Annotated in this window: 10 protein-coding genes; all 10 read left to right on the top strand. The window is 56.1% G+C overall.

From position 1 onward, the window contains the following. Positions 1 to 575 precede the first annotated feature (575 nt). Complete coding sequence (locus AC27KL_RS20730; protein WP_487170879.1) at positions 576 to 2,246, top strand: methyl-accepting chemotaxis protein; 1,671 nt, start codon at positions 576 to 578, stop codon at positions 2,244 to 2,246. A 349-nt stretch (positions 2,247 to 2,595) separates the two neighbouring features. After that, positions 2,596 to 3,522: an ABC transporter permease gene (locus AC27KL_RS20725; RefSeq protein WP_487170970.1), complete on the top strand. Its 927-nt coding sequence runs from the start codon at positions 2,596 to 2,598 to the stop codon at positions 3,520 to 3,522. 39 nt (positions 3,523 to 3,561) lie between these two features. Then, positions 3,562 to 4,443, top strand: coding sequence for a carbohydrate ABC transporter permease (locus AC27KL_RS20720; RefSeq protein WP_339323592.1), 882 nt, complete (start codon positions 3,562 to 3,564; stop codon positions 4,441 to 4,443). A 120-nt stretch (positions 4,444 to 4,563) separates the two neighbouring features. Next, positions 4,564 to 6,141 (top strand): extracellular solute-binding protein, encoded by a 1,578-nt coding sequence (locus AC27KL_RS20715; RefSeq protein ID WP_487170878.1) that lies wholly within the window; start codon positions 4,564 to 4,566, stop codon positions 6,139 to 6,141. Positions 6,142 to 6,232: 91 nt separating this feature from the next. Then, on the top strand, positions 6,233 to 7,276 hold the full coding sequence (locus AC27KL_RS20710) for a response regulator (RefSeq protein ID WP_487170877.1): 1,044 nt from the start codon (positions 6,233 to 6,235) through the stop codon (positions 7,274 to 7,276). Beyond that, entirely contained in the window at positions 7,276 to 9,123 is a 1,848-nt protein-coding gene (locus AC27KL_RS20705) for a cache domain-containing sensor histidine kinase (protein WP_487170969.1), read from the top strand. The genes AC27KL_RS20710 and AC27KL_RS20705 overlap by 1 nt, the downstream gene beginning before the upstream one ends. Next, entirely contained in the window at positions 9,120 to 9,887 is a 768-nt protein-coding gene (locus AC27KL_RS20700) for an SDR family NAD(P)-dependent oxidoreductase (protein WP_487170876.1), read from the top strand. The genes AC27KL_RS20705 and AC27KL_RS20700 overlap by 4 nt, the downstream gene beginning before the upstream one ends. A 29-nt stretch (positions 9,888 to 9,916) precedes the next feature. Then, positions 9,917 to 12,235, top strand: coding sequence for a DUF4962 domain-containing protein (locus tag AC27KL_RS20695; protein ID WP_487170875.1), 2,319 nt, complete (start codon positions 9,917 to 9,919; stop codon positions 12,233 to 12,235). Between the two features lie 68 nt (positions 12,236 to 12,303). Then, the gene (locus AC27KL_RS20690) at positions 12,304 to 12,621 is read left to right on the top strand and encodes a cupin domain-containing protein (RefSeq protein WP_487170874.1); all 318 of its coding nucleotides are present in this window, start codon (positions 12,304 to 12,306) and stop codon (positions 12,619 to 12,621) included. A 147-nt stretch (positions 12,622 to 12,768) separates the two neighbouring features. Then, entirely contained in the window at positions 12,769 to 13,620 is an 852-nt protein-coding gene (locus AC27KL_RS20685; RefSeq protein ID WP_487170873.1) for a helix-turn-helix domain-containing protein, read from the top strand. Positions 13,621 to 13,666: the final 46 nt, after the last annotated feature.

Below are 13,666 nucleotides of genomic sequence, written 5' to 3'. Positions count from 1 at the left end.
GCGGGAAACGCATAACTCATAAAGGCAAAGGACCCAAATCTGAGCATAAACGGCCCGCGATGGTTTTTCGGGCAGCCTTGCTTAATGGGCGATGTTTTTCGTATCCTGTCAGGAACGACTTAATGAACTCGGGATTGAACTGGGTCGTGTTCTCGATCGCCCTGGCCGTATTTTAACAAGTGCACCTTTTAAAAGCGAAGCGGGAACCGAAGCCTTTGGTTCATCCGGCACGCTCTTGGGGGGCATTTTTTTGTGTTATTGGAATTTACGCTATGTCGATATCCAGTTCTTAATCAGAATTGCCGATAAATAAGAAAGCAGGAATCGTAAACGGTTTCGAGACGGTCGCATCGTCTCGGCAGCCAGGGCTTGCGCAAGCCGGCGGCAGCCTTCTACAATGCCGGAAAACGGCGTCAAGGATAAGCTAAAGAGAGGTAGGCCGTAGATCGCAGCGCTGGGAGGATCAACGAGAGCCAAATACAACAGGAGGGGATCAGATGTTTTTTCAAAAGAAGAGTCGGAGGGATGATGGCATACCATTGCAGGCTTCGACCGACATAAAGGCGAAGGGGCATTTGAAGCAAAAGCTAGAATTTTTGCAAATTCATCAGACCGATTTGGAGAACGTACGCCAGTTAACCGCGCTCATTGATGCGCACGCGGAGCGGATTACCTATCGGCACTACGAAATTTTGGCGCAAGTTCAGGAGATGCGGGAGATCATCCAGCAGCACAGCAACAGGGAGCGCCTGACCGGCACGTTTATCGCTTATTTGAAATCGATCCCGCGGGTGGAGCTGGATCAGTCCTACTTCGAGTCGCGGATGCGGATCGGGCATATTCACAGCCGCATCAAGCTTGCGCCGGAATGGTTTATCGGGGCGTTTACCCGGATTTATGAAGAGCTTGTTCCGCTCATTTTAGAGGAATTTCCGAACCGGCACAAAGCCGCGGCGATCATCACGTCGCTGAACCGGATCATTACGCTGGACACGCAGCTGGTGCTGGAAGCGTACGATGAAGCGCATCATTACCAGGTAATCGAAACGAACAGCCAGATCGTCGAAACGTTGATCGAAATGGATAAAATCAAACCGCTCCTCGATTCGGTCGCGCAATCGCTGGAGGAGACGAACAATGTCAGTACGGGCGCCCGGCAGCTGTCCGCATCGGTGCAGGAGGTGGCCGAACACGCCACCCGCATGGCGGTGAGCAGCAAAGGGATGCTGGAGCAGGCGCGGCAGGGGCAGGAAGTGGTCGCTTCGGCGTTGAACGGATTTTTGGCGATCATCGAACGGTTCGCCGATACCCGCAGCCGTTTTGAAGAGTTGCATGAGACGGTGCAAAACGTGACCCAGGTTGTCGGACTCATCCGCGAGGTGGCGGAGCAGACGAATCTGCTGGCTTTAAACGCATCGATCGAAGCGGCGAGGGCCGGGGAGGACGGCAAAGGTTTCGCCGTCGTCGCAAGCGAGGTGCGGAAACTGGCCGAACAGACGAAGGGCTCGGTGGAGCAGGTGACAAGCAGCATCGCCCGGATGGATCAGACGACGTTCGACGTCCGGCGCCAAACCGAAGAGATGGAGCAGGACATCTTCGGGCACGTAAACCGCGCGCAGGAAGCGATCGGCAGTCTGGACCACATGATGCAGCAGATCAAAGGGATCGGCGAATCCACCTCCGGCATTGCGGCGGTCGTACAGGAGCAAGCCGCGGCAACGAAGGACATATCGGCGCGCACGGCCGTCATGCTGGAGCATCAGGAACGGATTCAGCAGCATGCGCTGGCAACCGGCAAAGACATTTACGAAGCGAGCAAAAAGGTAAACGGGCTGCGGCTGCAAACTCTGGGTCTTTTTCCGCGCCTGAGCGAAGAGCAGACCCTTCGCACCGTGAAAACCGACCATCTGCTGTGGCGCTGGTGGGTATACAACAGCCTGCTCGGTTTTCATCGGCTCGATCTCGAGGCAGCGGGCGACCACCATGCATGCCGTTTGGGCAAGTGGTACGATGAACGCCGAACAAGCGAGGCCCTCGCCAAGCTGCCGTCCTTTCAAGCGCTCGATGAACCGCATGCGCGGATTCACCGGCTGGCGAAGGAGGCCTCCCGGATGATGGACGGCAAGACCGCGGCGTCCCAGTCCTACGACGTGCTGAAGCCGATTGAAGAAGCATCGCGCGAGGTGCTGGGTCATTTGGACGAACTCCGCCAAGAGCTGTTTGGACGCAAACGCAAGCAAGCCTGAGATTTTTCCACACGGCCGTTCCCGTTCTCTGGACGGATCCCCATACTGGACATGATCATAGCCTCTTCTCCACTCCGGGAGATGAGGCTTTTTTTGTGCCCGCGAGCGGCCCCGGCTGTTTCACTCTCCAAGCAACGCCATTCTTCCGATCCATCCCCTTTTTCCACCTTAAAAAATCACCAGCCCACAAAGAATCCAGCCATGGAGCATCCCGCCTTCCGCCGTTAGTATGAAAGTAGAGGATTTGGCAAAATCCGAAGACCCTGGAGTCTCTAACCTATTCCCATACGGCAGAAGGAGGATCGATATGTCAATGAAACCCGAAGCGGCCGAGGCGCTGCCCCCGGGCATGGGGCGAAGACGCGCCAAGAGCGGCGGCATCGCCCAGCTGATGTGGAAGTATAAGGCGCTGTACATCATTTCGCTTCCCGGCATTTTGTATTTTCTCATTTTCAAGTACATCCCGCTTGGCGGCTCGGTCATTGCGTTTCAGGACTACAACATTTTTAAAGGCTTTACCGGCAGCGAGTGGGTGGGCTTTACGCATTTCAAGACGATGTTCGAGCATTACGACTTTTTGCGGATTTTGAAAAATACGGTGCTGATCGGGCTGTACGACCTCGTCATCGCGTTTCCGGCGCCGATCATTTTGGCCATTTTGCTCAATGAACTGCGGCTTGTCATGTTCAAAAGAGTGGTCCAAACCGTCGTGTACATGCCCCACTTCCTGTCCTGGGTCGTCATCGCCGGCATGTCTGTGGCCATTTTGTCGCCGACCACGGGCATTCTCAATCAGCTGCTCGGGTTGTTCGGCATCGATCCGTTGTACTTTTTAGGCGATAACCATTACATCCGCAGCGTGCTGGTCGGCTCGGGCATTTGGCGCGATACGGGGTACGGCACGATTTTGTACCTTGCGGCTTTGGCGGGGATCAACCCGGAGCTGTACGAGGCGGCGGAGATCGACGGGGCGAACCGCTGGAAGCAGACGCTGAAAATCACGCTCCCGGCGCTCCTCCCGACCATCATGATCTTGTTCCTGCTGCATATCGGCAAGTTCCTGGATTTCGGGTTTGAACGGGTATGGGTGTTCCTCAACGCGCTGAACATGGAAAACGGCGAAATTTTGGATACGTACATCTACCGGGCGGGCCTGTTGTCCCAGCAATACAGCTACACGACGGCGGTCGGGCTGTTCAAGTCCGTGGTCGGCCTGGTGCTCGTGATGGCGGGGAACTTCTTCAGCAAAAAGACGACGGGCGAAAGCCTGTATTAGAGGATTTTAGCAACATCCCGATGAAGAGGAGGAGGACCCATGAACCGGAAAATGTCCGGCGGCTACAAAACGTTTAACGCGTTTAATATTTTGTTTTTGACGATACTCGGGCTGGTCATGTTCCTGCCGTTCCTGAACGTGATCGCGCAGTCCTTCAGCTCCTCGGCGGCGATTACGTCGGGAAAGGTAACCTTTTGGCCGATCGAATTCACGCTGATCAATTACGAATACGTGTTCAGCGACGCATCCATTTGGCGCTCCTTTGCCGTCTCGGTGTTCATCACGGTGGCCGGGACGCTGGTCAATCTGGTCGCCACGGCGACGCTCGCTTATCCGGTATCGCGGCAGGAATACGTGGGCAGGCGGATCGTCGTGCTGCTGGTGCTGGTGACGATGATTTTCAGCGCGCCGCTTATTCCGAACTTTATTTTGATCAAAAACCTGCACCTGATGAACACGCCATGGGCGCTGATTCTGCCGGGAGCGATCAGTGCGTTCAACTTTTTCGTGATGCATTCGTTTTTCAAGCAGCTTCCGGCCGAGGTGATCGATTCCGCACGAATCGACGGATGCGGCGAATTGAGAATCATGACGAGCATGGTCGTGCCGTTGTCCAAGCCGGTGATGGCGTCGCTCGGCATTTTTTACGCGGTGGGACATTGGAACGCCTACATGAGCGCACTGTATTATATCGATCAGCCGAAATGGTGGCCTTTGCAGGTAAAGCTGAAAAAAATGTTCGAAACGGACGATATCAGTATTGACCCCGGCGCATCGCAATTCAGCGATTTGGCGTTTACGTCCCCGGAAGGCATCAAAATGGCGACGATCATTATCGCGACGCTGCCGATCATTTTGATTTACCCGTTTTTGCAAAGGCATTTCGTGAAAGGGCTTACGCTCGGAGCGGTCAAATCTTAAAAAATGCCCAGCGCACATGAAGTTGCTCCCTCACGGTCGCTGGGGCTTTGACGATACAATCTGGCTAGCGAAAATCATCCATGACCTGCAAACATCATTTTTTTGAGAAGAGGGGATAACATGAAAAAATGGGCAAACTTGCTGCTGGCGGGCGTTATGGCTGCAGGGCTGCTGGCGGGATGCTCGGGAAAACAGGAGACGTCCGGCGGGCAGGGGGAAAGCAAGGAAGAAACGAAGCAGGAAGCGGCGGATGAGGTCACGAAGTTTTCGATTTCCTTGCGGACGCTCAATTTCGGACATGTCGAGAAATCGCCCGATATCAACCAGGACAAATGGGTGAAACGGCTTGAAGAGCTGACGAAAACGGATTTGGATATCCGTCTGGTGCCGCATAAGGAATACGAGCAGAAAATGGCGCAAATGTTCGCGACGAACGACATTCCGGACGTGGTGCAGGGCCAGGGCGGCGTGACGGGCAAAGAAATGGCGGGTTCCGTGGAGGCCGGCGTGTTCATGCCGCTTGACGATTTGCTGAAGGAGCACGGGCAGAACCTTTTGAAGAAAATTCCAAAGGAAGCTTGGAATCGCATGACCTATCAAGGTAAAATTTATGGTATCCCGGAATGGCTGTCCAATCCTTCCCGCCGGGCGACGTGGATTCGCAAGGATTTGCTGGATCAGACGGGGCTGCCCGTGCCGAAGACGGTCGACGAGTATCTGAACGTGCTGCGCGCCTTCAAAAAGCTCGGCGTGGAGAACCCGTACATGGGAAGGCAGGATTTCAAATATGCGGATACGTTTTTCGGCGCGTATGACGTATTCCCGTATTTAAGCCAGTTTGAAGAAGTGAACGGTGAAGTGCAGCCGAAATTTTTTGATTCGGAAAACATGATGAAAGCGCTCTCTACGTATAAAACGATGTACGATGAAGGGCTGATCAATAAAGAGTTCGCGACGATCAATCCGACGACGTTCAAAAACACGATCCTGGCGGGCAAAGCCGGCATGTGGTCGATGAACGCCAACGAGCTGATCCAGTGGGAAACCCAGCTGAAGGAGTCAACGCCGAACGCGAAGCTGGAAATCATTCCGTCCCCGGTCGGACCTGACGGCAAAGGCGGATATTACTTGTACGGCGACGTCAACCGCTCCTACTTCATCAACGCCAAATACAAGCATCCGGAGAAGGTCATTCAATTCCTCGACTGGATGGTATCCGACGAAGCGGAGAAGTTCTTCACGTTCGGGGTCGAAGGCGAGAACTACACGATGAACGGCGACAAAATCGACTACAAGCAGCCGACCGATTCCCAGGGCGTCGACGAAGAGCGGTACCGCCAGTCGTTTTTGTGGCTCGTGCAGGATACGACTTATAACAAAGGTTCGCTCAGCCTGACGGAAGAAGGACGCAACCTGATGAGCGTGTTCGATAACATTCTCGCACATGAAGGACGCGACGGCATGGAATTCGAGCCGAGATTGGAAGCGCTTAAAAAGAACCCGGACATTACGCCGCTGTCGGATACGCCGCCGCCGGTCCTCATCACGCATATGGTGAAAATGGTGTACGGACAGGAGCCGATCGAAAATTGGCCGAAGGTGATCGAGGAGTGGAAATCGAAAGGCGGCAAGGACGTGCTGGCCGAAGCGAACGAACGGTTCCAGAAAAAAGAAGGCGTATTCCTGCCGCGCAAATAAACCGGCTCAGCCGGCCTTTGGACGAAGCAGGTGTCTTAGCTAAACCCGGCCTATACCGGATGATCGAAATCGAAAGGAGCTGTTCCATCGGATGTATCGCATTCTCATTGTTGATGACGAACCCATGATTTTGAAAGGCCTGACCGTATTCATTCGGCAATCCGGGGTTCCGGTTTCATCCATCCGCGAGGCCGCCAACGGAGCGGAAGCGCTGGAGGCCGTCCGGGAAGAGCTCCCCGATTTCGTATTCACGGATATCCGCATGCCTGTCATGGACGGTCTGGCGTTATGCGAAAAACTCGCCGAAATGGATGCTCCCGTGCAGACGGTCGTCATTTCGGGGTACGACGATTTTACGTATGCCCAGACCTGCATGAGCTACGGGGTGAGGGAGTACCTGCTGAAGCCGATCGGCAAAAGGCAGCTGCATGATACGCTGGGGCGGCTCGTGCAGCGCGCGTCCAAACTCGGACGCTCCGCTTATTTGTCAGTGGCCAAAATCGACGAATGGCTGGAACGCTTCGAGCAGGCGATTTATTACGTGGACCGTGCGCAGGCGCAGGAGCTGCTGCGGTCTTGGGCGGGCGAAATTTCGGGTTACCGGCTGCATGATGCCGAGAAGTCCGAAATGCTGGAAGAGTTTTATGCGCTGCTGATGAAAAAGCTGAAAGCAAGGGATGTCCCCATTACGCTTGCCGAATGCCTGCAGCTGGAGCGCGGTCTGCCGTTTGCGGATGCCTGGAATCGGTTCGAGGATAACGTCGGGCAGACGCTGGAAAACCTGCACCGGCGCAGAAAAGGCAAGCTGAAGGACCCGATCGAGGAGGCCAAGGCGTATATCGAACGCAATCTCGCCAGCGAGGTTTCGCTGGAGGAGGTGGCTGACCTGCTCGGGCTGCATCCGAATTATTTCAGCGTCATGTTCAAGCAGACGACCGGCGAGACCTTCGTCCAATACCGCACGAAACGGCGCATGGAATACGCCAAGCGGATGCTTGGCGAAGAGCGGCACCGGATCACGGACATCTCTTATGCGGTTGGATACGCCGACCACTCCAACTTCACGAAAACCTTCAAAAAATACGAGGGCATCTCGCCGTCCGAATACCGGCAGAAGCTGGGGATCTCCTCTTGATGTTCGGCAAAAGCATATCGCACCGCATCTTCTTTTATTTTACGGTGCTTATCGTCATTTCGTTGTCGGTGGTCGGCGCCATCACGTACGTGCAATCCTCGAAGCTGCTGGATCGCCAGCTCGAGCGCTATTTATCGCAAATGATCGCGCATGCCGCGTACCATACGGATTTGTATTTGCAGACCTTTGACAATGCGAGCAAAACGATTTTGTCCGACCGGGACGTGCTTCAATTCATGGAGATGGACCCGGACAACAGCTTCCAGTATTACGAATTGTCCGAGCGGATTCAAAAAAAGTTCGATCAGGCGTTTATCATCTATCCGCAGATCGACTTGATCTATGTCATCAATCAGGACGGCAAGGCGATTACGACGAAAGACATCATTCAGGACGAAGTGAAGGATTACAAAGCGTATTACGAGCTGATCGAAGGGCAAATCCCGAAGGACGGGCTCGGGGCGCTGATCAACTCGGCTTCGGTCGCTCCGGGGGACGCACAGTACATTACGTTCATCCGCCGCGTGCGCGGGATCGTCTCCCACCAGCCCCGGGGCATTCTCGGGATGAAGCTGAACACGAAGGAAATATCGAAGCTGTGGGGCCAGATGGATCTCGGGAAAAAGGGGTATTCCTTCATCGTAGACGGACAGGGCCACTTCGTCGACCAGCCGGATCAGGTTGCAACGGATGAATACATGGATGAGGAGATCAAACGTCAGCTGCTGGCGGGAGACCGGGACACGTTCACGGCGAAGGTGAATGGCGAGCGGCGGATGTACGTGTCGCAGCGGCTGCATGCGGCCGATTGGCGGATGGTTATCTCCGTGCCGGTGTCCGAGCTGCGCGAGCCCATCATGAGCATCCGGTACACGACGGTGATCGCCGGCGCATTTACGCTCATGATCGCGTTGTGGTTCGCCGGCCGGTTCGGCAATTCGCTCGTACAGCCGCTCAAGAAGCTGGTGCGGAACATGCGCATGATGGACAAAGGCGAATGGAAAACGATCGACGATGACGGGCGGCAGGACGAATTCGGCTTTTTGATCCGCAGCTACAACATGATGCTGACGCGGTTATCCGAGATGATCGAGCGGGTGTACGAAGCCGAAATCCGGTCCAACAAAACGGAGCTGAATTTGCAGCGGATCGCGCTGGAGCAGCACAAAGCGGAGTTCCAGGCTTTGCAGTTGCAGATGAACCCGCATTTCCTGTACAACACGCTGGAGACGATCAAATGTTACGCCGTCGTCCAGGACTCGGAAGAAATCATGGAGATCGTCGAAGCGATGGCCCACATGCTGCGGTACGCGCTTCAGACGAATTTGGCGGAAATCACGGTCGTCAACGAATTGAAGCATGTGCTCAGCTATATGACGATCCTGAAGTACCGGACGCAGCGCGAATTCGAGCTGGACGTGGCGATCCCGCCGGAGCTGCTGCTGCACAAAATGGTGCGCCTTACGCTGCAGCCGCTCATCGAGAACATGTTCCAGCATGCGTTCCCTGACGGCATTCAGGATCACCACCGGATTCGGATCGGTGCAGCAGCCGAGGGTGACCGCTTCTATGTCATCGTCGAGGACAACGGGGCGGGCATGACGGCGGAACGGCTGCGCGCCGTGCGGGAAAAGCTGCGGCTGAACCGGCTGGCCGAATCCGATACGGGGTCGCTCTATCATAAAGGCGGCCTTGGACTAATGAACGTGCATCGCCGGATTCAAATGGTGTACGGCGAAGCTTACGGGCTTGCGATCGACAGCGTCCCGGGCCAGGGGACGGTCATAACGATGTCGCTGCCGCTGGACGGCAACATGGCATGCATATATGAAGAGAGGGTGGGATGACAGTGGATTTGCACGGCAAAATCGCGCTTGTGACAGGGGCAAGCTCAGGGATCGGCCGCGAGATCGCAAAGACGCTGGCAGCAAGCGGCGCCGCGGTAGGAGTACATTACCGCAGCGGCCGGGAGCAGGCGGAAGCATTGGTCGCGGAAATCGCGGAAGCCGGCGGCAAAGCGGCCGCGTTCGGAGCGGACGTGACCGATACAAGGCAGCTGGAGGCCATGGTGGAGGCCGCTCAGGCGGAGTTTGGCGGCCCGGTCGATATTTTGGTGAATAACGCAGGCCATTTGGTGAAACGCGTGCCGAACGTCGACATGACGGAGGAGCATTACAACCGGGTCATGGACGTGAACTTCAAGTCCTGCGTGTTCTTGAGCAAGCTGGTCATTCCCGGCATGATCCGCCGGGGCGGCGGGAAAATCGTCAATATGACGTCCGTCGCGGCGCATGACGGCGGCGGCCCGGGCGCATCGATTTATGCGGCGAGCAAGGCGGCGGTCATTTCCTATTCGAAAGGCTTGGCCAAGGAACTGGCCTGCCATCGCATCAACGTCAACTGCGTGTCGCCGGGTTTTATCGGTCAGACGGCTTTTCATGCGACCTTTACCTCGGACGAAGGCCGGGCCGCGACCGTCGCCAAAATCCCGCTGGGGCGGGAAGGCACACCGCAGGACGTGGCCAACGCGGTGTTGTTCCTGGCGTCGCAGTTATCGGATTACCTGACCGGGGAGACGATCGAAGTGAACGGCGGATTGTTTATGCGTTAACGACGACATGGCACATGGAGGGGAAAAGCATGAATGCAGTAAATGCGTTGTTTCAGCCCGTAAGCGGGGATCTGACCGTTCAGTACGCGCCGCGGGAAGACACCGTGCTGTACGAGAATCCGCCGCGCTTCACGTGGATTCCGGCCAAGCTGGAGGATGACCGGTACGTCCTGGAGATTTCGTCTTCCCCGGACTTTCGGCAGGAAACGACGAGAAGATACGAGCCTATAGGGTACAACTTTTTTACGCCGGACGAGGCCTTGGAGCCGGGCGATTACTATTGGCGGTACGCGCTGCTTGAATCGGAAGGAGGCGCGGCGGGAGGGCAATCCGAATGGAGCGTCGTGCGCGCCTTCCATGTACCGGCGGGACTGCCCGAGACGCCGCTGGCACCCGCGGCGGACCGTTACCGCCGGGTGCAGGGCGGCCACCCGAGGCTGTGGCTGCAGCCGGGCGAAATCGACGCGTACCGCGGCAGCATCGCGGAGGATGCGGAAGGCACCGGGTGGCGCGCGTTTTACGAGCATTCCGTCAAGCCATGGCTGACGCGCGAGCTGATCGCGGAACCGAAGCCCTATCCGGGCCATCGCCGCACGGCCGCGTTATGGCGGGAAAGCTACCTTGCTTGCCAGGAAGTACTGTACGCCATCCGGCATCTGAGCATCGCGGGCGTCGTGCTGCAGGATGCGGATGTGCTTGCCAAAGCGAAAGCGTGGCTGCTGCACGCCGCCTCCTGGGACCCGGAAGGGCCGACAAGCCGGGATTATAACGATGAAGCCGCCTTTCGGATCGCGGGGGCGCTTGCCTGGGGATATGACTGGCTGCACGATCAATTGAACGAAAGCGAACGGGAGACGGTGCGCGAGCGGCTGCTGCGCAGAACGGAGCAGGTGGCTGACCATGTGATCAAACGCTCGAAAATCCATCATATCCCGTATGACAGTCATGCGGTCCGCTCCTTGTCTTCGGTGCTTGTCCCCTGCTGCATCGCGCTGTTCGACGACGAGCCGCAAGCGAAGGCGTGGCTGGATTATACGATAGAATATTATTACACGTTATTTTCCCCATGGGGCGGCGCCGACGGCGGCTGGGCCGAGGGCCCGCATTATTGGACGACGGGCATGGCTTATTTGACCGAAGCGCTGGACCTGATGAAAAATTTCGCCGGAATCAACGTGTTCGAGCGTCCTTTTTTCCGGCATACCGGCGATTTTCCGCTTTACTGCTACAGCCCGACGACATCGACCCGGACATCGTTCGGCGACAACTCGACGCTGGGGGACGACATCATCAAAAAGGTCGGCTACAACATGCGCCAATATGCCGGGATCACGGGGAACGGCTGGTACCAGTGGTATTACGAGCAGCTGAAGGACCGGAATCCGGAAGCGGACCGGATGTTCTACAATTACGGCTGGTGGGATTTTCATTTCGACGATTTGCTTTATTACCGTAATTATCCCCGGGTTCAAGCCGTTGAACCGTCCGATATCGAGCCGGTCAAATGGTTTCAGGACGTCGGCTGGGTAGCGATGCATCACCGGATGCACCACCCGCAGGAGCAAATTTCGTTGGTGGCCAAAAGCAGCCGGTACGGCTCGGTCAGCCACAGCCACGGAGATCAGGGCGCGTTCATGCTGCATGCATACGGCGAACCGCTGGCGGTGGAAAGCGGCTATTACGTCGCGTTTAACAGCTCCATGCATTTAAATTGGCGCCGGCAGACGAGATCGAAAAACGCCATTCTGATCGACGGCCAAGGGCAGTTCGCCGACATGAACAAGGCGCTGAACATCGCGGCCAAAGGCGAGGTCGAAGACGCGCATCGGGGCAAGGATTACGCGTACGTCCGCATGAATCCGACGCAGGCGTACCAGGAGCATGTTCCTTATCTGAAGCAATACAAGCGCGAAATTTATTTCGTGCAAAACGCGTATTTCGTCGTCGTCGACGCCGTCGATCTGGAACGGCCGGGCCGGGTGCAGTGGCTGTTCCACACGTTATACAAGATGGATTTGCGCGGGCAATCTTTTCACGTCAACGGCAAGCGGGCGCTGATGGAGGGGCGGTTTATCTTCAGCTCGTCGGGCGAGCTGGCGCTTAGCCAAACAAACGAATTTGCCGGCGTTGATCCGGCGGAAATCGAAGGGCTCGGCAAGCACTGGCATCTGACGGCCGAAACGAAGGAAGCGTCGTCGCACCGGATCGCCACACTGCTGCTGCCGAAACGGCTCGATGAGCGCGGCAAATACGTTTCATATTTTATGGACGACCAAGGGTTCAGCTATAACCTGTATTTGACCGATCAGGGCAAAACGCAAAAAATAGAAATCCCGAAGGCGTTTTAGACGGGCCCCGCGAAGGGACGCCGGCGTCCGATTTGCCGCGAGCAAACTTGAAGGAGGAGGTATTCTTTATGAGCAATATCGGCGTATGGGAAGACGCGGAGCCTGGCGTTAGACGTAAAATCATGCCGCCCGGCGCTTCGCTGATGATGATGGAGGTTCATTTTGAGGAAGGGGCCGAAGGCTACGAGCATGCCCACCCGCATGAACAGCTGTCCTACTGCCTGAAAGGACGGGTCGAATTTACGATCGACGGGGAAAAACGCATCATTTCCGCCGGCGAAACGCTCGTCATTCCCGGCGGAGCAAGGCACGGCGCCAAAGCGCTGGAGCCCAGCGCGCTGCTCGATTGCTTCACCCCGCTGCGGGAGGATTTGATCAAATCCTAGGAAATCGAACCCGCAGAAGCTGCACCGGATCGCGAAACAAATCCCCGCTGGCGAACAGGCCGCGGGGATTTTTGGGCTTAAACCGCCGCGTCTGAATCATCGCTTTAGGGACGATCATTGTCGAAGAAGCCGGATCTGGTTTAAAATATGGAAAAGCATGATAAATATTCAAAACGGGGTGACGGCGTGGCGAAAGAGGTAACCGATGACTATCCAGTAATCGACGAAGTTATTGCCTATATTCACAAGCATATCGACGAACCGCTTCAGCTTTCGCGCCTGGCCGACATTGCGCTATACAGCCCGTTTCATTTTACGCGCATCTTCAAAGAGAAGATCGGGCTTTCGCCCATGTATTATGTCTCGGCTCTCCGCTTGCAGAAAGCCAAAGACCTGCTGCTGCAGACGAACTTGACCATTCGCGATATCGGACTCGAGATCGGGCAGCAGAGCCTGGGCACGTTCACGACCCGGTTTACCGAGCGGGTAGGCGTGACGCCGTCCGAATTTCGCCGGTCAGCGCAAGAAGCGGAAGCGCACTTCAAGTCGTTGCGGAATTTGAGCGACTGGGGAACGATGTCTTCTGTTCTGCTTTCCGGCAACTCCACGATCGAAGGCGAGATCTGTTCGGCCGTTCCGTTCGACGGCTTCATCCTGATTGGCTTGTTTGCCAAGCCGATTCCCGAAGGATTCCCGTTATACGGGACGCTGCTTCCTTCCTTGGGACGCTTTCGTTTTACGGATGTCAGGCCCGGCACTTATTATTTGATGGCAACGTCCGTCGCTTGGGAGATGCAGACGAAGGATTTCCTGCTGCCGCATGCGACCTTGCGTACCCGAGCGCACGCGCCGATTACCGTTCAACCTTACACGCCTGTCCGTTACCAGGAAGTCATGCTTCATCCCGCCCGGCAAGATGATCCCCCAATTCTGGTATCTTTGCCGCTCCTAATGAGGAACTTTCTTCATCTAAAGAATCAATCCGGGGAGCGGAAGTAGAGTTTACGGTCTGCAAAATATAAAAAGGCCGGCCTGATGGCCAACC

The sequence above is a fragment of the Paenibacillus sp. YAE3 genome (assembly GCF_057546105.1).
This window is presented reverse-complemented; position numbering and strand designations above follow the sequence as displayed.